General features: G+C 42.1%; 19 protein-coding genes. 15 read left to right on the forward strand and 4 right to left on the reverse strand.

Annotation, left to right across the window (positions count from 1 at the left end; translation table 11 throughout):
* The first annotated feature begins 32 nt into the window (after positions 1–32).
* The 8 genes from A5870_RS07650 (at position 33) to A5870_RS07685 (ending at position 7,786) form a co-directional block, all read left to right on the forward strand.
* On the forward strand, positions 33–323 hold the full coding sequence (locus A5870_RS07650) for a hypothetical protein (RefSeq protein WP_086292299.1): 291 nt from the start codon (positions 33–35) through the stop codon (positions 321–323).
* 31 nt (positions 324–354) lie between these two features.
* Positions 355–1,386: a signal peptide peptidase SppA gene (gene sppA, locus A5870_RS07655; RefSeq protein WP_086292300.1), complete on the forward strand. Its 1,032-nt coding sequence runs from the start codon at positions 355–357 to the stop codon at positions 1,384–1,386.
* 2 nt (positions 1,387–1,388) lie between these two features.
* The gene (locus A5870_RS07660) at positions 1,389–2,219 is read left to right on the forward strand and encodes an RDD family protein (protein WP_086292301.1); all 831 of its coding nucleotides are present in this window, start codon (positions 1,389–1,391) and stop codon (positions 2,217–2,219) included.
* 37 nt (positions 2,220–2,256) lie between these two features.
* Positions 2,257–3,204, forward strand: a complete 948-nt coding sequence (locus A5870_RS07665) for a hypothetical protein (protein WP_086292302.1) — start codon at positions 2,257–2,259, stop codon at positions 3,202–3,204.
* Between the two features lie 119 nt (positions 3,205–3,323).
* The gene (gene tig / locus A5870_RS07670; protein WP_005225965.1) at positions 3,324–4,607 is read left to right on the forward strand and encodes a trigger factor; all 1,284 of its coding nucleotides are present in this window, start codon (positions 3,324–3,326) and stop codon (positions 4,605–4,607) included.
* Between the two features lie 226 nt (positions 4,608–4,833).
* Entirely contained in the window at positions 4,834–6,078 is a 1,245-nt protein-coding gene (clpX, locus tag A5870_RS07675; RefSeq protein ID WP_005235713.1) for an ATP-dependent Clp protease ATP-binding subunit ClpX, read from the forward strand.
* 70 nt (positions 6,079–6,148) lie between these two features.
* Entirely contained in the window at positions 6,149–6,733 is a 585-nt protein-coding gene (yihA, locus tag A5870_RS07680) for a ribosome biogenesis GTP-binding protein YihA/YsxC (protein WP_077454549.1), read from the forward strand.
* Between the two features lie 171 nt (positions 6,734–6,904).
* On the forward strand, positions 6,905–7,786 hold the full coding sequence (locus A5870_RS07685; RefSeq protein ID WP_086292303.1) for a helix-turn-helix domain-containing protein: 882 nt from the start codon (positions 6,905–6,907) through the stop codon (positions 7,784–7,786).
* Positions 7,787–7,897: 111 nt separating this feature from the next.
* Here A5870_RS07685 and A5870_RS17310 read toward each other — a convergent pair whose 3' ends face one another.
* A complete protein-coding gene (locus A5870_RS17310; protein ID WP_170924099.1) occupies positions 7,898–8,074 on the reverse strand; it encodes an SPJ_0845 family protein in 177 nt (58 codons plus the stop codon).
* Between the two features lie 129 nt (positions 8,075–8,203).
* Here A5870_RS17310 and A5870_RS07690 point away from each other — a divergent pair, with 129 nt between their 5' ends.
* Complete coding sequence (locus tag A5870_RS07690; RefSeq protein ID WP_086292304.1) at positions 8,204–9,535, forward strand: hypothetical protein; 1,332 nt, start codon at positions 8,204–8,206, stop codon at positions 9,533–9,535.
* Positions 9,536–9,577: 42 nt separating this feature from the next.
* Here A5870_RS07690 and A5870_RS07695 read toward each other — a convergent pair whose 3' ends face one another.
* The 3 genes from A5870_RS07695 to A5870_RS07705 are packed head-to-tail and all read right to left on the reverse strand — an operon-like array spanning position 9,578 to position 13,186.
* Positions 9,578–11,503, reverse strand: a complete 1,926-nt coding sequence (locus A5870_RS07695; protein WP_086292305.1) for a PTS fructose transporter subunit IIABC — start codon at positions 11,501–11,503, stop codon at positions 9,578–9,580.
* Between the two features lie 13 nt (positions 11,504–11,516).
* Positions 11,517–12,434 (reverse strand): 1-phosphofructokinase, encoded by a 918-nt coding sequence (gene pfkB, locus A5870_RS07700; protein ID WP_086292306.1) that lies wholly within the window; start codon positions 12,432–12,434, stop codon positions 11,517–11,519.
* Positions 12,431–13,186 (reverse strand): DeoR/GlpR family DNA-binding transcription regulator, encoded by a 756-nt coding sequence (locus A5870_RS07705; RefSeq protein WP_086292307.1) that lies wholly within the window; start codon positions 13,184–13,186, stop codon positions 12,431–12,433. The genes pfkB and A5870_RS07705 overlap by 4 nt, the downstream gene beginning before the upstream one ends.
* 205 nt (positions 13,187–13,391) lie before the next feature.
* Between A5870_RS07705 and A5870_RS07710 the strand changes: the two genes are divergently transcribed.
* The 6 genes from A5870_RS07710 (at position 13,392) to gatB (ending at position 22,780) form a co-directional block, all read left to right on the forward strand.
* The gene (locus tag A5870_RS07710) at positions 13,392–14,858 is read left to right on the forward strand and encodes an alpha-amylase (protein ID WP_086292308.1); all 1,467 of its coding nucleotides are present in this window, start codon (positions 13,392–13,394) and stop codon (positions 14,856–14,858) included.
* A 214-nt stretch (positions 14,859–15,072) separates the two neighbouring features.
* A complete protein-coding gene (gene pcrA, locus A5870_RS07715) occupies positions 15,073–17,316 on the forward strand; it encodes a DNA helicase PcrA (protein WP_086292309.1) in 2,244 nt (747 codons plus the stop codon).
* A 13-nt stretch (positions 17,317–17,329) separates the two neighbouring features.
* A complete protein-coding gene (gene ligA / locus A5870_RS07720) occupies positions 17,330–19,360 on the forward strand; it encodes an NAD-dependent DNA ligase LigA (RefSeq protein ID WP_086292310.1) in 2,031 nt (676 codons plus the stop codon).
* 215 nt (positions 19,361–19,575) lie between these two features.
* Positions 19,576–19,881 (forward strand): Asp-tRNA(Asn)/Glu-tRNA(Gln) amidotransferase subunit GatC, encoded by a 306-nt coding sequence (gene gatC, locus A5870_RS07725; protein ID WP_005225977.1) that lies wholly within the window; start codon positions 19,576–19,578, stop codon positions 19,879–19,881.
* Complete coding sequence (gene gatA / locus A5870_RS07730; protein ID WP_086292311.1) at positions 19,881–21,353, forward strand: Asp-tRNA(Asn)/Glu-tRNA(Gln) amidotransferase subunit GatA; 1,473 nt, start codon at positions 19,881–19,883, stop codon at positions 21,351–21,353. Before gatC ends, gatA begins: the two co-directional genes overlap by 1 nt.
* The gene (gatB, locus tag A5870_RS07735) at positions 21,350–22,780 is read left to right on the forward strand and encodes an Asp-tRNA(Asn)/Glu-tRNA(Gln) amidotransferase subunit GatB (RefSeq protein ID WP_005225979.1); all 1,431 of its coding nucleotides are present in this window, start codon (positions 21,350–21,352) and stop codon (positions 22,778–22,780) included. The genes gatA and gatB overlap by 4 nt, the downstream gene beginning before the upstream one ends.
* The last annotated feature ends 5 nt before the right edge of the window (positions 22,781–22,785 follow it).

A 22,785-nucleotide genomic window follows, 5' to 3' on the forward strand; every position in this document is an offset into this window, starting at 1 on the left:
ACAATAAAAAAGTAAGAAAGTGAGGGAATGAAATGCCAGAATTTGTAAATTGTATGACTTTTTCAGAGCTAAAGAAAATGGTAGCTTCGATAGAAACAGATCCTAATGTCACAGATGAAACAAAGGTCATGTTGGATACGGGCTGGGACAGCTTGCAAGAAATTTTGCCCGGGTCAGTCACCGTTGAAACCGCGCAAACATTCGAAGTCCAGGATGAACTAACAAAGGAATTTTTTGGTGGCTATGTGTTAGCTGAAAAAAGTGGAAAATTTGATGCGGTTGGAGACGAAGAAGCAGTGATCGTCATTAAAAATCTATACTAATTATGGGAAAGGTGAAAAGTTAGGTGGGAAAATGAATAAAAGAAGATGGATCGCAGTGGCGATCGCAGCAGGGTTATTTATCTGCTCGGGGATTTTTTCAGCAATTACAAATCGTCCAGAGCAAGAGGAAACTCAGACGCTGCAAGGGTTAAATGCTTTGTTCTATGGAAGTAATGCGATCGAAGAGACAACATTAGTTGCCGGAGATCAAGACAATCGCATCGTTCGCTTATCTTTAGAAGGAACGATCGCCAGCAGCTCCAGCGGCGGTTTATTTACAACGGAATCTTATGATCATCAGCGGTTTTTAGAAGAACTACGGATGATCCAAGAAGATCCAACTATTGGGGGCATTTTGATGGAAGTCAATACCCCTGGAGGCGGCGTCTATGAAAGTGCGGAGATCGCTCGTGAGTTAGCAAAAATCAAAGAGTTAGGGATTCCGATGTATGTCAGCATGAAAAATATGGCAGCCAGTGGCGGTTATTATATCTCGGCAGGTGCTGATAAAATTTTTGCAACGGATGAAACGATTACCGGTTCAATCGGGGTGATCATGTCAGGGCTCAACTATGCCGGCTTATTCGAAAAGCTAGGGATCGAAGACAATACGTATAAAAGTGGTGCACTAAAAGATGTAGGTTCAGCAACGAGAGAACCAACAGAAGCCGACAAAGAAGTCTTGCAAACCTATGTCGACAATGCCTATGGTCGGTTCGTTAAAATCGTAGCAGAAGGACGTGGCATGACAGAAGAAGCTGTCAGAAAGATCGCTGATGGCCGCATCTATGATGGTCAGCAAGCAGTGTCTGTTGGCTTAGTGGATGAAATCGGCTTTCCTGAAGATACATTAGCAGCAATGCAAGCAGATCTAGGCTTGGAAGATGCCGAGATTTTCAGCTATGACGTTTCATCTACTGGATTTGCTTCTACTTGGTTAGGTTCAAGTTTAGCCGAACTGCAAGGGTTAAAAGAATCAAACACAGAGCGAGTGATCCAATTGATGGAAAGCCTTGGAACCAGCGATGCTCCTAAACCTCTTTATTACTATGGAGGTGAATAACTATGACAGAGAAAAACAAGTTTTCCGCTGGCGCATCGTCAACGGATGACAATCACAAAAGTATGCCATTCGATCAAAGGGAACAGCGGGAACCCTCCACACCGGCAACCGGTCAAACGGATGTGCCAACTGAAGCACAGGTTTCAGAAACAACCGAACCAGTAAATGCTAGCAAAGCGATGAGAAACGGACAAGTAAACCATCCCGATGATTTTTATCAACAAGTCTTGACGTCTTTTCAAGAAGAAGAGTATACCCAAAGCGAGATCGAAGAAAGACAAAAAGCGTGGCAACATTTTGAAGAACCTGAAAAACAGACCGAAGACAAACGGTTCTTTAATGACTTTCCTAGTTACTTTTTTGCCGGTTTTTGGATCCGTCTGTTTGCTTTTTTAGTGGATCTTCTAGTGATTCGGGCAATCACGCAAATAACGATCGGCAGTATCTATAATCTAGCGAATCTAACGGCAACTAACCAGCGGTTTGGCCTTTACAACATCTGTGCCTTAGCGATCTATCTCGGCTATTTTGTTCTGATGACGAAGCTGAATCATGGTCAAACAATTGGGAAAATGCTTTTTGGCATCCGCGTTATTTCTTTCGTCGAAGAAGAACTTAGCTGGCAAACGGTCTTGATCCGCGAACTTTGCGGGCGCTATGTGCTGCAATTCAATGTTTTCTTTTATCTCGGTTACCTGCCAATCATTTTTAATAAAAATAAGCAGCAGGCTGCGGATTATTTTGCAGAAACCAGTGTGGTGACCATCAATCTGATCAAAGCCTTTAATAAACAGGTAGATGCCAATCATGTAATGGTTGGTGCACAGAACTAACCAGCAGATCAAGCAAGTAGTAAAGGAGGGATCGTGAATGGGTGAGACGATTGATTTCCCAGGACCAAATGAACGGCTTCGTCTGGCGGCAGAAAAAGCCTACCAGTCAAAAGAGTTTTTGCAAGCTTTTCGCCTGTACAATGAACTCTATCAAAAAAATGCCAGTTTTGAGATCAATCAATGGCTTGTGGAATGTCTGCAGCAGCTGAATGATTTTGCCAAAGCGTTAGATCTGGCGGAAGACTATTTGGATGACTATCTAAAAGAAACCGATGGGTATTTACAAATTGGTCATCTGCTGATCTTGGATGGACAGTATTTAAAAGCTCGGCGCTGGCTTACATTAGGTAAAAAAACAAAAATTGCAAGCCGCTATCAGGAACAGTTAGCAACTGAATTAGCTAAAGTAGAAGAAGTGCAGCAAATTTTAGGGCTGGAAGATTTTCATGGGAAACGCAAGCATCTACGTGCACTGGATGAAGCCAATCAACCGGTGAGTGCAACAGAATGGCACGTTTTTACCCAAGCCATTACCAAACCACAATTTGTCACGCTGATGCATGAAACGCTGGCTTCCATCAAAAATCCGTATTTACTGCCTAAATTAGTGGATGAGCTGGTGCGTTTAGAAGTAGACGAACCATTTGAACTGATCGATTACCTTGGGAATATGCAGCAGATCGTTCCGAAAAAGGTGAAACTTTTGCAAGAGGATGACGCTGTTAAGGCGATCAAGAAAGAGATTGACGAAACGATCGCCCAAGAGGATCCGATTTTAGCAGAAAGTGTCTCAGCAGAAATCAATGATCATTTAGCTATCAGCTACCCATTTTTACCAGCAAAAGAAGAGGCAAAAGCGTGGGTGGCAAGCTACGTTGCAGATTATCGCGGGTTATTTGAAGAAAAAGAACAGCCAAAAGCAGCGAATGAAATAGAAGAGCGCAAACGACACTTGCGCAATATCCTACGATTGAGCATTCGCTGAAAGAAAAATTCGCAACTTTCATGGTAAAATGTTTACAATTAAACAACGTTAGTGTACTATTTAAAGGTATGCATGAAGCTATTTCATATGTAAATCAATTAATATTCGGAGGGAAATAAATGACTGCAAAATGGGAAAAAACAGGCACCAATGATGGTGTTTTGACATTTACGATCGCTCAAGCAGAAATCCAAAAAGGCTTGACGACTGCATTCAATAAAGTGAAAGGCAATCTTAACGTACCTGGCTTCCGTAAAGGAAAAGTGTCACGCCAAGTATTTAACCGTATGTATGGCGAAGAAGCGTTGTATGAAGATGCATTGAACGCTGTTCTTCCAGAAGCTTATGAAGCTGCTGTAAAAGAAGCAGGGATCGATCCTGTTGCGCAACCAAAAATCGACGTTGACAGCATGGAAAAAGGCCAAGATTGGGTAATCAAAGCAGAAGTTACTGTAAAACCTGAAGTTAAACTTGGTGATTACAAAGAATTAACAGTTGAAAAACAAGACCGTGAAGTAACAGAAGAAGACGTGGATGCACGCATCAAACGTGAACAAGAAGCACAAGCTGAATTAGTTATCAAAGAAGACGAAGCAGCTGAAAATGGCGACACAGTCGTTATCGACTTTGAAGGCTTCTTAGGGGAAGAAACATTTGAAGGCGGCAAAGGTGAAAACTACTCACTTGAACTTGGCTCAAACTCATTCATCCCTGGCTTTGAAGAACAATTAGTGGGAACAAAAGCTGGCGATAGCAAAGACGTTACCGTGACTTTCCCAGAAGATTACCAAGCAGAAGATCTAGCTGGTAAAGAAGCAGTCTTCAAAGTAACGGTTCATGAAGTCAAAGCAAAAGAACTTCCTGAATTAGATGATGAATTCGCAAAAGACGTTGATGACAGCGTTGAATCATTAGCTGAATTAAAAGAAAAATACCGTGCTGAATTGACAGAAACAAAAGAAAAAGCAGCAGAAGATGCAAAAGACGAAGCTGCAATCCGTCAAGCAGTTGAAAACGCAGAAATCGTTGAATTACCACATTCAATGGTGCATGACGAAGTTCACCGTTCAATGGATGAATTCTTAAACAACATGCAACGTCAAGGAATCTCACCAGAAATGTACTATCAATTAACTGGATCAACTGAAGCTGATCTTCACACACAATTCGAAGGCGAAGCAGAAACACGCGTGAAAACAAACCTTGTCATCGAAGCAATCGCTAAAGCAGAAGGTTTGGAAGCAACAGAAGAAGATATCGAAAACGAAATCAAAGAACTTTCTGAAGCTTACAACATGCCAGTGGATCAAATCAAACGCGTCTTAACAGAAGACATGTTGAAACATGATATCACAATGAAAAAAGCAGTTGAACTTGTAACAGGTACTGCAAAAGAAGCGTAAGCAAAACTCTTAAAAGCGGCGAACATCTACCGGTGTTTGCCGTTTTTTCATGGGAGTAAAAATGGAGGTTTTGGGAATTACTAACAAATGATAAGAAAACATTAGGCAAAGTAAAAAGAACTTTTTCTTTCAAAAAAGTTATGATATGATTGTTTAAGACTGCAAAGTTAGTAAACCAAATTCCACTCCTTTAAATAGGTTGGAAAATTTTCAAGGGGTGAACAGTATGTACGATAATACAAACGGTAATGAAGCTGTTCGTTGTTCTTTTTGTGGAAAAACACAAGAAGAGGTGAAAAAGATCGTTGCAGGTCCTGGGGTCTATATCTGTAATGAATGCATCGATTTGTGCAAAGAAATCATTGATGAAGAGTTTTACGAAGAAGCAGTTCGGGAATTTACTGAAGTGCCGAAACCGCAAGAACTATTGAATGTTCTCAATGAATATGTGATTGGACAAGATCGTGCCAAACGAACATTGGCTGTAGCGGTTTACAATCACTACAAACGGGTCAATGTAGAAACGACAGCTGAAGATGTAGAATTACAAAAAAGCAATATTTGCTTGATTGGACCAACGGGTTCAGGGAAAACATTCTTAGCACAAACGTTAGCACGTTCTCTGAATGTGCCATTTGCAATCGCTGATGCAACTAGTTTGACAGAAGCCGGCTATGTCGGTGAAGATGTGGAAAACATTCTTTTGAAACTGTTACAAGCTGCTGATTATAATGTAGAGATGGCCGAAAAAGGGATTATCTATATTGATGAGATCGATAAAATCGCCCGTAAGAGTGAAAACGTATCGATTACTCGTGATGTCTCTGGTGAAGGTGTTCAGCAAGCTTTATTGAAGATCCTAGAAGGAACCACTGCTAGTGTGCCGCCTCAAGGTGGACGGAAACATCCGCATCAAGAGATGATCCAAATCGATACGACCAATATTCTCTTTATCGTTGGTGGGGCGTTTGACGGGATCGAAACAATTGTTAAAAACCGCTTAGGTGAAAAAACTATTGGATTTGGTACAAACAACAAACGTCTTGAAGAAGGCGAGAGCGTGATGCAACAGATCATTCCTGAAGACTTGCTTAAATTCGGTTTGATCCCTGAATTTATCGGTCGCTTGCCAGTGATGGCTGCTTTAGAGAAATTGACGGTAGATGATTTAGTGCATATTTTGACTGAACCTAAAAATGCCCTTGTCAAACAATATCAAAAATTGATGGCATTAGATGATACAGAACTCGAATTTGAGCCAGAGGCTTTACGTGCGATTGCTGCGCAAGCAATTGAGCGAAACACCGGAGCTCGTGGATTACGTTCGATCATCGAAAATATTATGATGGAAGTCATGTTCAATGTTCCTTCTGATGAGTCGATTCAAAAAGTCACTATTACGGAAGAAGCTGCGAAAGGACTTGGCGAACCAAAAATCATTTACAATGAAGAGACCAAAAAAGCAGTCTAATCGAGACCAAGTCGGATAGTTTCATTGCTATCCGGCTTTCTTTTTGAAAAAAATGAAAAGGAGCGATCCAATGAAAGTACATGATGCTGAGATCGTCATCAGTGCTGTATCACCAGCACAATACCCAGACACACCCTTACCGGAGATTGCCTTAGCAGGGCGTTCCAATGTCGGTAAATCATCCTTTATCAATACATTGATTAACCGTAAAAACTTAGCCCGTACCTCGTCAAAACCGGGGAAGACCCAAACGTTGAACTTTTATTTGATTGAAAATACGCTGCATTTTGTCGATGTCCCTGGCTATGGCTATGCAAAAGTATCGAAAACCGAGCGAGCGAAATGGGGGAAAATGATTGAAACGTACCTCGAACAAAGAGAGCAGCTGCGAGCAGTAGTATCTTTGGTTGATTTACGTCACGCACCTTCCCAAGAAGATATTCAAATGTATGAATTTTTAAAGTATTATGAGATCCCGGTGATCGTGGTTGCTACCAAAGCAGATAAAATTCCTCGTGGAAAATGGAACAAGCACGAGAGTATGATCAAAAAAGCGTTGTCCTTTGATCCAGCAGATACGTTTATCCTATTTTCTTCTATTACCAAACAAGGAAAAGAAGAAGCATGGAAAGCGATTGAAGCAGCAATAAAATAATTATTAATTCGGAAACCGAAGCAAAGAAGTCCCTTGCTTCGGTTTTTCGCATTTTATAGTGGAAATTAGCTGATTTATGCTACTCTACGCAGCGTAGAGTGCTAAATTTGCCCAATTTTAGCGAAAATCTCCTTGTTATTTGTTAAACTTGTAACAAGGAGGTGTGGTCGAATGCATGAAACACTGAGTAAAAAACTAAAAGAGTATCGATCAAGGCATAACTTAACTCAGAAGGAATTAGCTGCAAGGTTATTTGTTTCTGATAAGGCCATTTCAAAATGGGAACGAGGGAATGGATTGCCAGATATCGAGACATTGGTTCATCTAGCCGATTTACTAGGGACACCAGTGGAAGAGTTACTAAAAGAAAAGAAAGAAACCTATTATTATGAATACAAAAGTGAACGGATGGTTCTGCGGCTTCCGTTAATGCACATTTTGATTCCCAATTTATTCTTATTGCTGAATCAAGTGACGAGTGTTCGAGAGTTTTTTGTTCTGATAAAAGAGTTACCAACTGCCAGCGGCTGGTTTAGCCTTGGTGTCAAAGCCAAAGGGGTTATTGCTTTGGGAATTGTCAGCTTAGGTTTTTTATCGATTGGCTTATTGTCCTTCGGAATGGTAGGGATTGGGACAGTCAGCACCGGTGTTATTGCAATAGGGAACCTCTGTTTTGGCTTTTTAGTTGGGATTGGCAATCTTGCTGTCGGCTCGATTGTTGTCGGTAATCTTGGCATTGGCTGGCTCGCTTTAGCAAATGTCGCAATTGCGTGGATTGGGGTTGCCAATTACGGTGTGGGGAGTTTTATGGCTGTTTTGCCATCAAATTCAACCACGGAAGATTTTAACCAAGCGATTCAACAACTCTTAGCCTCGAAGATCCCTGACTTGATCAAGACCACTATCTTTGAACCAATGATTCATTTTACAAATTCACCGATTTTTGTGGTGATCTTCGTGATGACGATCTTAGCAGCCGTCTTCCTTATTCTCTGCTTGTTGACCATTGGCTTAGTGCGCTTACGTCAAAGCATGATGTATGAAGAGCTATAAGGAAATCGTTAGATGCCAATTCTGATTGTTGCATTTAAGTAGACTCAGTGGCTCATTTTCTATTCGCATAAGTAAAAAGGCAAGGGAGGGAAGCGTCCTTTGCCTTTTTTATTAGTCTGCTTTCTTACTATCTTTTGTTTGTTTTTTTTTCTCATCATCAGGTTCGTTTTTTAAGAAACGTTCAATATCGTTTTGTTCCTTTTTATTGTCCTTATCGTTATCGGGAAGAAAGGCAAAATCATCAAGCATTTTATCTAGCGAGTCTTCTCGTTGGAATTTTAAGCCCATAGGTTCACCTCCAAGCGCCTTTAGTTTACCACGAAAGGTCTGAGATTTCATCAAAAAAAAGCGAAATAGTGTTCAATCGTTTCTCCCTTTACTATAATTAAAGAAAGGGGATAGAAAAGAGGGATAGCGATGATCAAAACTGAAAAAATCTATGGCTTTCTACAATCGACACAAATGGAAGCATCACAGTTGCGTTTGTTGATTGAGAATTGGTTCACTTTGGTTCGTCTTAGCTATCAGCCGACGGAATATTACTACAATCAGCAAGAAAAGAAACCTTACGATTTTAATGAAATCAGTCGGTTGTTGCATAATGCCCCTGAAGAAATCAATACAGAAATTATTGTGACGGATGGCCAAAATGAGTCCAGTATCCATGTCATTCAAGAAGCAGTGTTGCAACGACATCTATTTACAAAAGACGTATTTTCCACGCAAAAACCAGTTATTTTAAGTTACTTCGATGAAACGATGCAAAGAGATGGCTTGTTCGGCTATTTGCGTTCATATGACGAGTACTTGATGCATAACGTCGAGCGAATCGAGAAAAGACAAATTTTTCAATCGATTGCTGAAATCAACGCGTTACCGAAGCGGAAAAATTTTGAACAAGAAATCGTCATCGACTGCAATCAGTTTTCTGGTTACGACGTCTTTTACAATGGCTATACACTGACCTCTTGCTGGCGAATGTACTTTTCGGCATTCTACGCGCATATCATTCCTCAGGTGATCATTACGGATGCGCAACAAGTTGAGCAAGTCCAAGTGAGAGATCAAGGAATCGTGATGGTGGAATTGTATCGCGATCCATTTCAGTGGGATCACGAGTTGAATCTTTCTTACCAGCGTTTGTTTCGTGATCAAACTGGGATTGATCAATTGACATGGGATAACGGCGTCGGTATTTTAAGAGAACCATATATTGAATACGCCTTTGGCGATCACTTGATCCAAACCATCCAATACCAAAATGATCGGATGCAGCCGACAACTAAGCGTAACGCGACACATTTCGTCACTCGAAGCTTCGACCTGGTGAATGAAGAGTACCAGGAGCGTCGGGTAAAAGGTTACTTGAATGCACAAGCATATTTTCCTTGGATTGATCAAGAGCGGTTGCGCATGATGGATTATATCGTATTAAAACCGGAATTGACTGTAGATGATGGGGTCGAGGCATATGCCTTTTATATCCGGAATCACCTCGAAATTGATTACTCAGAGGATCGCTTTAAAGACTACACGGCTTGCTTACAATTTTATTTACCAGAAACAGCCTTGAAGGAGCTGCCGATAGACGGATTGAAAGCAGCGATGCCGGATGTTCATTTTGGGTATTTGCACCGCACGCGCAAATATACGTGGGTTAACCTAAAGAAGGATGGGAAAAAACTACGAGTATATTTTATGAATACCCAAAAGCTAGTCGAACAGCAGCTCTTTACCAATCAAGAATGAAAAAGACCCGCAAGATCACCAGGATCTTGCGGGTCTTTTCAATTAGGCTGTTTGCTCAGGCGCTTTTTTCAACAAACCGAATACGACGCCAGAAACGATTGCACCGATCAAGATGAATAGCAAGAATAAAATTGGTTTAGATAATAATAGGACAACGAAGATCCCACCGTGTGGGGCCATTAATTGGATATCAAAGGCACCGACAAGCGCACCAGTCAGTGCAGAACCGACGATAAAGCTTGGGATCGCCCGTAGTGGATCTGCTGCTGCAAATGGGATCGCACCTTCAGTGACGAAGGATAGCCCCATGACGATATTTGTCAAACCTGCTTCTTTTTGGTCTTTCGTGAATTTGTTTTTGAACAATAGTGTTGCGACAAAAATTGCCAATGGAGGAACCATTCCGCCGGCCATTACTGATGCCATCACGACGCTACCACCTTCAGCAACGGTGGTTGCCAATGTTGCAGTACCGAAAACATAAGCGGCTTTATTGATTGGGCCACCTAGATCGGCTGCCATCATCGCTGCTAGCAACGCACCAAGCAAAGCAGCATTTGTGCCACTTAAGCCGGTCAGGAAGCTGTTTAAACCATCGTTGATGGCTTTCATTGGCACGTTGATCAATAACATCAAGAAACCAGTGATCAAAAGACCGAAAACAGGGTAGAAGAGGATCGTTTTGATTCCTTCTAATGATTTTGGTAAGCCTTTGAATAATGAACGTAAGAATTTGATGACGTAACCAGCTAGGAAACCGCCGATCAAGGCACCTAAGAAACCAGCACCACCTGTATTTGCTAAAGCACCTGCTGCGAAACCGACGATCAATCCAGGTCGGTCACTGATACTTGAAGCGATAAATCCAGCTAAGACAGGTAGCATAAAACCAAATGCCGCGCTACCGATTTGATTGAACCAAGAAGCTGCTTGGTTGTAGTTTCCTAATTGACTCAAGGCATCTTGAGGGACACCCATGAACTGGTCAACCATGAAGGAAATAGCGATCATGATTCCACCGGCAATAACAAATGGTAGCATGTGAGAAACACCATTCATCAAATCTTTATAGATTCGTTGACCGACTGAACCATCAGCAGAAGCGTCCTCTTTATCAGAAGCTTGGCCGCTACCATGAAAAACAGGAGCAGTTCCGCTCATTGCTTCATTGATTAATTGCTCGGTTTTACGGATACCATCGCTGACTGGACGGTTTACTAAATGTTTGCCGTCAAAGCGATCCATTTCAACTTTTTTATCGGCAGCTACGATCACACCAGTAGCTCGGGCGATATCAGCTTCTGTTAGACGATTTTTGATTCCTTCTGAACCATTTGTTTCAACTTTGATGTCAACGCCAAGTTCTTTGGCTTTCTTTTTCAAAGCATCTTCTGCCATGTAGGTATGGGCGATCCCTGTTGGGCAAGCTGTAACTGCGACGATATAGGGACGTTCGCTAGTAGGTGCTGCTTCTTGGTTTGCCGCTTCTTCTGCTAAAGCATCGGCTTCTTGCTGTGCCTCAGCTTCTGAGAAAAGTTGCTGTACTTGATCAGCAGTTGTCGCTGTTTTTAATTTAGCAACGAAATCTGGATCGATCAATAAGCGAGAGAGAGCTGCTAATGCTTGTAAATGAGTATCATTTGCTCCTTCTGGTGCTGCAATCATAAAGAAGAGGTATGTTGGTTGTCCATCTAACGCCTCATAGTCGACACCCGCATTGCTTTTTGCGAATAAGACCGTCGCTTCTTTGACCGCACTATTTTTGGCATGGGGCATTGCGATACCGTCACCTAGCCCTGTTGACGTTTGGGCTTCTCGGGCAAGAATTCCTTCTTTGTAGACTTCGATATCTGAAATTCGTCCGACAGCATATAATTTTGCGACCATTTCATCAATGGCACCTTTTTTGTCTGTTGCTTGCAAGTCCATGATCATGGCATCTTTCAGCATCAACTCGTTGATTTTCATTTTTTCCATCCTCCTATAAATTTACTTGTTCAATAATGACTTCCGGTAGTAGTTCTTCGATAAATGACGCCTCAGCTAAATCATCAGAAAAAGCAGTAGCACTGCCACAAGCGACACCCCATTTGAATGCGTCAACCACATCTTTGGTCTTCGCGTAACGTCCAATGAATCCAGCAATCATGGAATCTCCAGCACCAACTGAATTTTTCAAAGGTCGTTTCAACACGTTGGAGCGATAGATCTCATTGCCAGTAAAGAGCAGGGCACCATCACCACCTAGAGAGACGATGACATTTTTAGCACCATCCTTTAACATTTTTTGACCATAAGGCAAAATATCTTCGATTGTTGAAAAAGAAGTTTCATATAGTTCGGCTAATTCATGATTATTTGGTTTGATCAACAAAGGTTGATCCGTTAAAGCATCAAAAAGTTCCGCACCGGTCGTATCTATGACAAATTCCGCACCGGCTTCTTTAACGATTTTGATCAATTCTTTATAAAAGTCGGCTGGAAGACCAGCTGGTTTACTTCCTGATAGGATGACGATGTCTTCGGCAGAAAGAGCGGCTAGTTGTTGTTTTAGTTCTCCGATTTCCTTGTCACTGATCACTGGACCAAGCCCGTTGATCTCAGTTTCTTCGCCAGATTTTAATTTGATATTGATTCGGGTATCGGCAGCGACTTGTGTAAAGTTGCTGTTGATTTCCTCTTTAGTCAGCCACTCTTCAATAAAGCGACCAGTAAATCCGCCAACAAAACCAAGGGCAGTCGAGGAGATGCCAATTCGCTTCAAAATCCGTGAGACATTGATTCCTTTGCCACCAGGTAGTTTAAAGTCCTGTTTCATTCGATTAAGGGCGCCGATCTCCAAATGATCGACGTGGACGATAAAATCGATTGATGGATTGAGTGTTACTGTGTAAATCATTGTATTACCTCCATAATGGTTGTTTTTGCTCTGAATTTCGTTAGATAGTTTTTTGGGCAATAATCGGTGATGATCGTAGCCCCTTCGATAAAGGCAACTTGAGCAAAAGTTGTTTGCTGAAATTTGGAATGGTCTAGCAAGACATAGGCTTGTTGACTGTGCTCTAATGCAATCTGCTTGATCAGGGCTTCTTCAGGATCGGGTGTGGTGAACCCAGCCTCAGAGTGAGCCCCGTTCATTCCCATAAAACAACGATTAAAGCGTAGTTTTCGCAGTTGTTCTCCAGCATTGATCCCTAACACAGCGTTCGTAGCTATCTTAATGGTTCCCCCTAAAATCATGGTGTCGATCCCGTGATCAATCAGTAGGGAAGCGTGCTTGACGGAGTTTGTGACCACCTTAAGGCTTGTGATAGCCGATAGGAAAGGAATCATTTCGAGGGTCGTTGTTCCAGCATCTAAGTAAATGACTTCACCATTTTTGATCGTCTGGGCAGCTGCTTTTGCAATTTTTTGCTTTTCCGTTTGAAACTTCGCCGTTTTTTCTGACATGTTTGGTTCGAAGCCTAATTGCTGGCTTTTCTTGGCTCCACCGTGAATTCTGACTAAAAATCCTTTGTCTTCCAATTCTTGCAGGTCTCTGCGGATCGTTGATTCTGAAGCATCCAACAGTTGAATCAGTTCACTGACCTTGACGATCTCTTCTTGTTCCAATCGTGCCAAAATTGCTTGATGACGCTCCTCTGTAAGCATTTTCATCACCTCTTCACTTGCCATAATACCATATGATTCATTCAAAATCAATCACAAACAGTAAAAAACATTCATAATGTAAGCGTGAATAATTATAATCGGTCATAAACGGTCATGATAACCGTCATTTTGATTTGATCGCTATCCTTATATTTGACAACTTTTACTATTATTTGGCTTAATTGAAGTAAGGGGGGATAAATAAATGAATAACAAAGTCATTTTACAAGGGTTCGAATGGGACCTGCCGGCAGATAGCCAGCATTGGAACAAATTGAAAGAAATGAGTAAAGAAATCAAAGAGTATGGATTTACCGCAATTTGGCTGCCACCTGCCTATAAAGGGACAGCTGGGTCCAAAGACGTTGGGTATGGTGTCTATGATTATTATGATCTAGGCGAGTTCGATCAAAAGGGGTCGGTGCCAACAAAATATGGGACAAAGGATGAATATCTAGAAGCTATCAAAGCACTGCAAGAACAAGGAGTAGAGGTTTATGCCGACATCGTCTTCAATCACTTGATTGGTGCCGATGAAAAAGAAGTCGTTCCGGCGGTCAAATACAATACCGAAAACCGGAATGAACCGATCAGTGATGAGGAAGAAATCGAAGCCTGGACCAAGTTCACCTTCCCAGGACGTCAGGGGACGTACAATGATTACGTTTGGACGTGGCATAATTTTTCTGGTGTCGATTATGATGACCGCAACAAAGACCACGGGATTTTTAACTTCGCTGATAAGGGCTGGGAAAACCAAGTGGATGATGAGATGGGCAATTACGACTATTTAATGGGTTGTGACTTGGACATGGAAAATCCCGAAACAGTGGAACAACTCAATAAATGGGGCCAATGGTACCAAGAACTGACCGGCGTTGATGGGTATCGACTAGATGCGGTGAAACACATTGAGTTCAACTATTACGCAGATTGGATCTTGAATCGTCGGGAAGAAAAAGGCAAACCACTATTTGTTGTCGGAGAATATTGGTCAGGGGATCTGCCAAAATTAGAAGAGTATTTAGATTCTTCAGGAAATCTGATTTATTTATTCGATGTGCCTTTGCACTATAATTTATATGAAGCATCTCACTCGAATGGCGAATATGATATGAGTCAAATTTTTGCCGGTACACTGACTGCCGCGCGCGAAGATTATGCGGTGACTTTTGTAGACAATCATGATACGCAAGTCGGACAAAGTTTACAATCTTGGATAGACGGATGGTTTAAAGTCCATGCCTATTCATTGATCCTTTTACGTAAAGATGGCGTACCCGTAGTTTTCTGGGGGGATTTATTTGGGATTCCCGCGCAAGAAATCGCCCCTGTTGGTGATGCTTTGGTCCATATGCTGAAACTTCGAGAGAAGCTTGCATTTGGGAATCAAGTGGACTATTTTGATGATCCTAACTGTATCGGCTGGGTATTAACTGGCGATTATGAACATGAGCTTTCTGGATTAGCGGTCGTGATGACCAATGCCCAAGGAGCGGAAAAAGAAATGACCATCAGCGCGATCCATGGTGGAGAGACCTTCGTGGATATATTAAAGAATAATGAAGCGAAAGTGGTTTTAGATGACACCGGAAAAGGACTTTTCCCGGTCAATGATGGACAAGTATCGATCTATGTGAATGAAAAGCTAGTGGAGAAATATTTTAGCTGATTTTCATTAATAAAACTAATAAAGAGGCTGGTAAGTTTACAGCCTCTTTATTATGTAAACAAATATGGACTGACTTTTTTCTTTCAAAACGGAAGGCATCGTAAAGAAAAAAATCAAAGCGCTTTTAATTAAAAGTTTTCAAAGCGTTCGGTTTTCCCCTTTCCCGGATAATGCTATAATTGAGAAGATTGAGAAAGAAAGGATGTTTAAAATCATGTCATCCAAAAGTGAATTACTTGAACGCATGAATCCACGGCAAAAAGAAGCCGTTATGCATACGGAAGGACCGTTGCTGCTGATGGCAGGGGCAGGAAGCGGGAAGACCCGTGTCCTAACCCACCGAATCGCCTATTTAATAGAAGAAAAAAATGTAAATCCATGGAACATTTTAGCCATCACTTTTACCAATAAAGCGGCGCGGGAAATGAAGGAACGGGTCAGCCAATTATTAGGTTCCGGTGGAGAAGACGTTTGGGTCTCGACCTTCCACTCGATGTGTGTCAGAATCTTGCGCAGAGATGTTGATCGAATCGGTTATTCGAAGAATTTTACCATCATTGACTCTTCTGAGCAAAATACCCTGATGAAACGGGTATTAAAAGAATTGAATATCGATCCCAAAAAATATGATCCTCGTTCCATTTTGGGAACGATCTCTCATGCAAAGAACGAGCTATTGACACCTGAAGCTTACCAAGCCATGGAAGGTAGTCTATTTGAGCAAATCGTGGGTCGTTGTTATGAAAAATATCAAAAAGAGCTGCGCAATAATCAATGCATGGACTTCGATGATTTAATCATGAATACGATCCGCCTCTTCCAAGACAATGAAGATGCGCTGCAATTTTACCAACGGAAATTCCACTATATCCATGTCGATGAATACCAAGATACCAACCACGCCCAATACACGCTGGTCAATTTATTGGCCGCTCGTTTTCGAAATCTTTGTGTTGTTGGGGATGCGGACCAAAGTATTTACGGTTGGCGTGGTGCCAACATGCAAAATATTTTAGACTTTGAAAAAGACTATCCGGATGCCGCGACGATTTTGTTAGAGCAAAACTATCGTTCAACGCAAACGATTTTAAATGCGGCAAACCAAGTAATCAAAAATAACCGCAACCGTCCAGATAAAAATCTGTGGACAGAAAATCGTGATGGGGAAAAGATCACTTATTATCGCGGGGATAGTGAACGAGATGAAGCGCGATTTATCGTCAGTGAAATGCAGAAACAAATTGCAGAAAAAAACCGTAAATTCGGTGATTTTGCGATTTTGTATCGGACCAACGCCCAGTCACGGATCATTGAAGAAATGCTTTTAAAAGCCAACGTTCCTTATACGATGGTCGGCGGCAGAAAGTTCTATGACCGCAAAGAAATCCGTGATATTTTGGCTTATTTATCGGCGATCGCCAATCCTCGTGATTCCATCAGCTTGGAACGAATCATCAATGTACCAAAACGTGGGATCGGTGCGACATCCGTCGAGAAACTACGAGAGTTTGCGAATCTTCATGAATGGTCATTGTTAGAAGCAGCCATGAACGTCGAGTTAGCAAATATTTCGGGGAAGGCCGGCAAAGAATTAGGAAGCTTTGGGATGATGATGGATGACTTCGCCCAAATGGTTCCTTACCTCTCAGTAACCGAACTGACGAAAGAAATATTAGAAAAAACGGGTTATCGTCAAGAGTTAGTCAACCAAAATAATTTAGAAGCACAAGCTAGACTTGAAAACCTGGAAGAATTTTTATCGGTTACCCAAGAATTCGACAAACGGTTTGAGGCGCAAAACGAAGACGATGCAGATGCACCAGATGAGAAGTTGAGTGTTTTCTTAAATGACTTAGCTTTATTGTCAGACGTCGATAGTTATGAAGAAGAAAGTAGTCAAGTGACTTTGATGACCTTGCATGCGGCAAAAGGACTAGAGTTTCCAGTGGTATTCTTAATTGGGTTGGAAGAAAATATCTTCCCGCTTTCTCGAGCTTTAATGGAAGAAAGCGAACTCGAAGAAGAACGGCGCCTTGCTTATGTGGGAATCACTCGTGCCGAGGAAGAGCTCTTTATGACCAACGCTTTTTCCAGAACATTATACGGCCGTACCCAATACAATCGTCCGTCACGGTTTATCGAAGAAATCGAACAAGATCTGCTGCAATCATTAGGCGAGCGTTCACAGCCTAAAGCTGCTGCACCGTTTCAACCAAAAGTCTTTAAACCGAGCTATACACAGCCGCGTCAAACGACCGTCGCTTCTAAGCAACAGACCTCTGCAGCGGGGAATACATGGCAAGTTGGCGAGAAAGTTCAACATAAAAAATGGGGAATCGGTACGGTCGTTCGGACGACTGGCAGCGCGCAAGACATCGAATTAGATGTGGCATTCCCACAACAAGGCGTCAAACGACTGTTGGCGGCCTTTGCGCCGATTGAAAAAGTTGAAAAATAAGGAGGATATTAGGATGGATGTCCCTTCAAAAGAAATCCAATCACGAGCAGAAGAGCTGCGTACGCAATTAAATCAGTACGCCTACGAATACTATGTAAAAGATCAACCTTCTGTTGAAGATTATCTCTATGATCAGCTGTATGCAGAACTGGTTGAAATTGAAACCAACTACCCGCAGCTAGTAACCGAAGACTCGCCTACCCAACGAGTAGGTGGCATCATTTTACCTGGCTTTGAAAAAGTCACCCATGATATCCCACTTTATAGTTTGAACGATGTGTTTGATAAAGAAGGAATCGTGGCTTTTGATGCCCGTGTTCAAAAAGTATTGGGGAAAGCGGTAGATTATGTCTGCGAGCTAAAAATCGATGGATTGTCTATCTCATTAAAATATGAAGAAGGGCGCTTTGTTCGGGGAGCAACTCGAGGAGATGGTACGGTAGGTGAAAATATTACAGAAAACCTAAAGACCGTCAAATCGATCCCACTAAAATTAAAAGAACCAATCTCGTTAGAAGTTCGTGGTGAATGCTATATGCCAAAGGCTTCGTTTTTGAAATTGAATCAACAGCGAGAAGAAGAAGGGGTGGAAGTTTTCGCCAATCCGAGAAACGCAGCTGCTGGAAGCTTGCGACAATTAGACACACGGATCGCAGCCCAAAGGAACTTAAGCACCTTCTTGTACACACTGGCTGATTTTGGTCCAATTGAAGCCAATGATCAATTTTCGGCATTGAATGAATTAGATCAATTAGGCTTTCGTACAAATCACGAACGCAGAGTGTGCCACACCATCGATGAGGTGTGGGCATATATCGAAGAGTTTCATGACAAGCGCAGTGAGCTTCCTTACGAGATAGATGGTGTTGTCATCAAAGTCAATAATTTTAAAGATCAAGATGCGCTAGGCTTTACCGTAAAAGCACCCCGATGGGCGGCGGCATATAAATTTCCACCGGAAGAAGCGGAAACAGTGATCGAAACGATCGAATGGACCGTGGGACGAACGGGTGTTGTGACACCGACCGCTGTTATGACCCCTGTCCGGGTTGCCGGAACGACGGTCAGCCGCGCCAGTTTGCATAATGTAGATTTCATTAAAATGAAGGACATTCGCATTGGCGATTCGGTCATCATCTATAAGGCGGGGGACATTATTCCAGAGGTTGCGAAAGTCTTGGAAGAAAAACGCACGGAAGCAAGTCAACCCTTTGAATCGCCTACACATTGTCCCGAATGCGGGAGTGAGCTGATCCATTTAGATGAAGAAGTTGCCTTGCGTTGTATCAATCCGAAGTGTCCAGCGCAAATCAAAGAGGGGTTAAGCCACTTTGTTTCCCGAAATGCTATGAATATTGATGGTTTAGGGCCACGTGTTTTAGAGCAAATGTTCGATAAATCCTTAGTCAAAGATGTGGCCGACTTGTACTTTTTAACAGAAGAACAATTGCTGACCCTCGATAAAATCAAAGAGAAATCAGCTAATAACCTTTTGCGTGCCATCCATCAAAGCAAAGAAAATTCAGTTGAGCGCTTGATTTTCGGGCTAGGCATTCGTCATGTTGGTGCCAAAGCGGCTCGGATTTTAGCGGAACATTTTGGTGACCTTCGAACCCTTAGCAAAGCCAAAGAAGAAGAGATCATTTCGTTGGAAACCATTGGTGCTACAATTGCGGAAAGTGTCGTTACGTATTTTGACAATCAAGAAGTTCACGACCTTTTAGATGAACTTGAAAAAGCGGGTGTTAACTTTGCTTATCTAGGGCTGAGAACGGATCAATTGGAAGAAGTGGAGTCGCCATTTAAAGAGAAAACAGTCGTTTTGACAGGGAAATTGAGTCATTTCACCCGCGAAGAAGCCAAAGAAAGAATTGAAAACCTTGGTGGAAAAGTCACCGGAAGTGTGTCGAAAAAGACCGATATCGTTGTTGCCGGGGAAGAAGCAGGCAGCAAACTGACCAAAGCACAGTCCCTAGGCGTTACCGTTTGGGATGAAGCTCAAATGGTGGCTGCGATCGAAGGCAGTCATTCGGCAGATCAATAACTGTTAAGTATTGTCACAGATGAGAAGCAGTTGTTTCTTCTTGTCTAATTGAAATCATTTCTTCCCTGCAATCCGAGGAAAGAAATGATTTCTGCTTTTATTTGCAATTATATTTGATAATTTTCAAATTCTATTTCATGATTTGTTAAAAAAATGATACAATACATTGGAAAAACGTAAACGTAGATTACGGATGCGAGAAAGAGGAGGATTTTATGGCGATCAGCGAAGAACAAGTCAAACACGTTGCCAAACTAGCAAAACTTTCATTCTCAGATGATGAATTACATGAGTTTACCTCTCAGCTAGGAAAAATTATTGATATGGTAGAAACACTTGAAGAAGTGGATACTACAGGAGTACCCTTTACATCGAATGTCGCAGAAACGATCAATGTGATGCGTGAAGATGTAACGACAGGTGGCTGGGACCGTGATGAATTAATGAAAAATGTTCCAGAATCCGAAGAAGGCTTTATTAAAGTGCCTGCAATCATTGACAATGGGGAGGCGGGTGCCTAATGACTGAACTATATAATAAAAGCTTAGAAGAATTGCATAGCTTATTAGTGTCAAAGGAAATTACTGCGACAGATCTAACGAGCGAAACCTTTGCTCGCATTAAAGAAACAGAGCCAAAAGTCGATGCGTTTCTTGCATTGAACGAAGAAAAAGCCCATGCGTTAGCGCAAGCTATCGATCAAAAAGGTATCACTGAAAGTAATGTCTTGGCAGGGATTCCCATTGGGATCAAAGATAACATTGTTACCAAAGATCTACGCACAACAGCTGCTTCTAAAATTTTAGGCAACTTTGACCCAATCTACGATGCAACCGTCATGGACAAAGTTTACCAAGCAGACATGATTCCAGTAGGTAAGTTAAACATGGATGAATTTGCGATGGGGGCGAGTACGGAAACGTCGTTCTTTAAGAAATCAAAAAACGCTTGGGACGAGACAAAAGTACCTGGTGGTTCATCAGGTGGCTCGGCGGCTGCCGTTGCAGCGGGACAAGTCCCCTTATCATTAGGTAGCGATACGGGTGGTTCGATTCGCCAACCAGCAGCTTTCAATGGAATCGTCGGGTTGAAGCCAACCTACGGACGGGTTTCTCGTTTTGGTTTGATCGCGTTTGCATCTTCGTTAGATCAAATTGGTCCAATGACCCGTGGTGTGAAAGACAATGCCATCGCATTAAATGCCATCAGTGGGTTTGATGCAAAAGATAGTACGTCAGCCGGGGCAGCTGTTCCTGATTTTACAGCAGGTTTGACTGGTGATATCAAAGGCATGAAAGTCGCTTTGCCAAAAGAATACTTAGGCGAAGGAATTCAAGCGGGCGTCCGAGAAGCGATCTTAAAAGCTGCAGACACTTTCCGTGCGTTAGGAGCGACCGTGGAAGAAGTCAGCTTGCCACATTCAAAATATGGGGTAGCTGTTTACTATATCATCGCTTCTTCAGAAGCAAGTTCTAATTTGCAACGTTTTGACGGTATCCGTTACGGTTTCCGTTCAGAAAATGTCCGCAATTTAGAAGATGTCTATGTCAATTCGCGTAGTGAAGGATTCGGGGAAGAAGTAAAACGTCGGATCATGTTAGGTACGTTTTCACTAAGTGCTGGCTACTACGATGCCTACTTCAAAAAAGCCGGTCAAGTACGAACGTTGATCAAACAAGATTTCGATAAGGTCTTCAGCCAATACGACTTGATCATTGGCCCAGCTTCCCCAACGGTAGCATTTGGTATTGGAGAAAATATCAATGATCCGATCACTATGTACTTGAATGATATTTTAACCATTCCTGTGAATTTAGCAGGACTGCCAGGGATGTCGATTCCAGCAGGTTTTTCTGAAGGACTGCCTGTCGGCTTGCAGATCATTGGGAAACATTTTGATGAAGCAACCATGTATAAAGCGGCTTATGCCTTTGAACAAGCAACTGATTTCCACACGAAAAAACCAGTGATTTTAGGAGGGGATAAGGCATGAACTTCGAAACAGTCATTGGGCTTGAAGTCCACGTAGAATTAAAAACAGAATCAAAGATTTTTTCTCCAGCACCTGCTCACTTTGGCGCTGAACCAAATAGCAACACGAATGTGATTGACTGGGGCTATCCAGGTGTTTTACCAGTAATGAACAAAGCGGCTATCGAATTTGGGATGAAAGCTGCGCTTGCGTTGAATTGTGAAATCTCAAAAGAAACGCATTTCGACCGCAAAAACTATTTCTATCCTGATAATCCAAAAGCCTATCAAATTTCACAATTCGATCAACCGATCGGTCATGATGGGTGGATCGAGATCGAAGTGGAAGGTAAAAAGAAAAAAATCCGCATCGAGCGAGTTCATTTGGAAGAAGATGCCGGGAAAAACATGCACGGCAAAGGCGGTTATTCTTATGTTGATCTAAATCGTCAAGGAACCCCTTTGATCGAGATCGTTTCCGAAGCGGATATGCGTTCACCAGAAGAAGCATATGCGTATCTAGAAGCATTGCGTTCAATCATCTTGTTTACAGAAGTATCCGATGTGAAAATGGAAGAAGGTTCTATGCGTTGCGATGCGAATATTTCGTTGCGACCTTACGGCCAAGAACAATTCGGAACAAAAACAGAACTGAAAAACTTAAACTCTATGTCCTTCGTGAAAAAAGGTCTGGCATTTGAAGAAAAACGCCAAGCCAAAGTATTGCTTTCTGGAGGCGAGATCCAACAAGAAACTCGTCGTTTTGATGAAGCAACCAGCAAAACATTATTGATGCGTGTCAAAGAAGGTTCTTCTGATTATCGTTACTTCCCAGAACCAGATATCCCACGGTTTGTGATCGATGATGAATGGATCGAACGTGTACGTCAAAGCTTGCCAGAAATGCCGCAAAAACGCCGGGCTCGTTACATCTCTGAATTGGGCTTACCAGAATACGATGCAATGGTCTTGACTTTATCAAAAGAAATGTCCGATTTCTTTGAAAAAACCATTGATGCCGGTGCGGATCCCAAACAAGCTTCTAACTGGTTGATGGGTGAAGTTTCAGCGTATCTGAACAGTGAGAAATTGGAACTGCCAGAAACGAAATTGACACCAGATAATTTAGCGGGAATGATTCGTTTGATCGCCGATGGCACGATCAGTTCGAAGATTGCGAAAAAAGTCTTCAAAGAATTGATCACAAACGGCGGCGACGCTGAAGAAGTCGTAAAAGCCAAAGGATTGATCCAATTATCAGATCCTGCGCAATTACTACCAATGATTAATGAAGTACTAGATAACAACCAACAATCCGTCGATGACTTTAAAAACGGAAAAGACCGCGCAGTTGGTTTCTTAGTTGGTCAAATCATGAAAGCAACCAAAGGACAAGCGAATCCAGGCGTTGTGAACAAGCTGTTGCAAGAAGAACTAGCAAAGCGATAAGAGGC

It is taken from the genome of Enterococcus sp. 2G9_DIV0600 (assembly GCF_002140615.1).
Classification (GTDB): Bacteria; Bacillota; Bacilli; order Lactobacillales; family Enterococcaceae; genus Enterococcus_D; species Enterococcus_D innesii.

What these genes read in the sequence shown, in the direction of transcription:
- A5870_RS07650 (WP_086292299.1), top strand. Translation starts at nt 33, where the DNA reads ATGCCAGAATTTGTAAATTGTATGACTTTTTCAGAGCTAAAGAAAATG.
- sppA (WP_086292300.1), top strand. Translation starts at nt 355, where the DNA reads ATGAATAAAAGAAGATGGATCGCAGTGGCGATCGCAGCAGGGTTATTT.
- A5870_RS07660 (WP_086292301.1), top strand. Translation starts at nt 1,389, where the DNA reads ATGACAGAGAAAAACAAGTTTTCCGCTGGCGCATCGTCAACGGATGAC.
- A5870_RS07665 (WP_086292302.1), top strand. Translation starts at nt 2,257, where the DNA reads ATGGGTGAGACGATTGATTTCCCAGGACCAAATGAACGGCTTCGTCTG.
- tig (WP_005225965.1), top strand. Translation starts at nt 3,324, where the DNA reads ATGACTGCAAAATGGGAAAAAACAGGCACCAATGATGGTGTTTTGACA.
- clpX (WP_005235713.1), top strand. Translation starts at nt 4,834, where the DNA reads ATGTACGATAATACAAACGGTAATGAAGCTGTTCGTTGTTCTTTTTGT.
- yihA (WP_077454549.1), top strand. Translation starts at nt 6,149, where the DNA reads ATGAAAGTACATGATGCTGAGATCGTCATCAGTGCTGTATCACCAGCA.
- A5870_RS07685 (WP_086292303.1), top strand. Translation starts at nt 6,905, where the DNA reads ATGCATGAAACACTGAGTAAAAAACTAAAAGAGTATCGATCAAGGCAT.
- A5870_RS17310 (WP_170924099.1), bottom strand. Translation starts at nt 8,074, where the DNA reads ATGGGCTTAAAATTCCAACGAGAAGACTCGCTAGATAAAATGCTTGAT.
- A5870_RS07690 (WP_086292304.1), top strand. Translation starts at nt 8,204, where the DNA reads ATGATCAAAACTGAAAAAATCTATGGCTTTCTACAATCGACACAAATG.
- A5870_RS07695 (WP_086292305.1), bottom strand. Translation starts at nt 11,503, where the DNA reads ATGAAAATCAACGAGTTGATGCTGAAAGATGCCATGATCATGGACTTG.
- pfkB (WP_086292306.1), bottom strand. Translation starts at nt 12,434, where the DNA reads ATGATTTACACAGTAACACTCAATCCATCAATCGATTTTATCGTCCAC.
- A5870_RS07705 (WP_086292307.1), bottom strand. Translation starts at nt 13,186, where the DNA reads ATGCTTACAGAGGAGCGTCATCAAGCAATTTTGGCACGATTGGAACAA.
- A5870_RS07710 (WP_086292308.1), top strand. Translation starts at nt 13,392, where the DNA reads ATGAATAACAAAGTCATTTTACAAGGGTTCGAATGGGACCTGCCGGCA.
- pcrA (WP_086292309.1), top strand. Translation starts at nt 15,073, where the DNA reads ATGTCATCCAAAAGTGAATTACTTGAACGCATGAATCCACGGCAAAAA.
- ligA (WP_086292310.1), top strand. Translation starts at nt 17,330, where the DNA reads ATGGATGTCCCTTCAAAAGAAATCCAATCACGAGCAGAAGAGCTGCGT.
- gatC (WP_005225977.1), top strand. Translation starts at nt 19,576, where the DNA reads ATGGCGATCAGCGAAGAACAAGTCAAACACGTTGCCAAACTAGCAAAA.
- gatA (WP_086292311.1), top strand. Translation starts at nt 19,881, where the DNA reads ATGACTGAACTATATAATAAAAGCTTAGAAGAATTGCATAGCTTATTA.
- gatB (WP_005225979.1), top strand. Translation starts at nt 21,350, where the DNA reads ATGAACTTCGAAACAGTCATTGGGCTTGAAGTCCACGTAGAATTAAAA.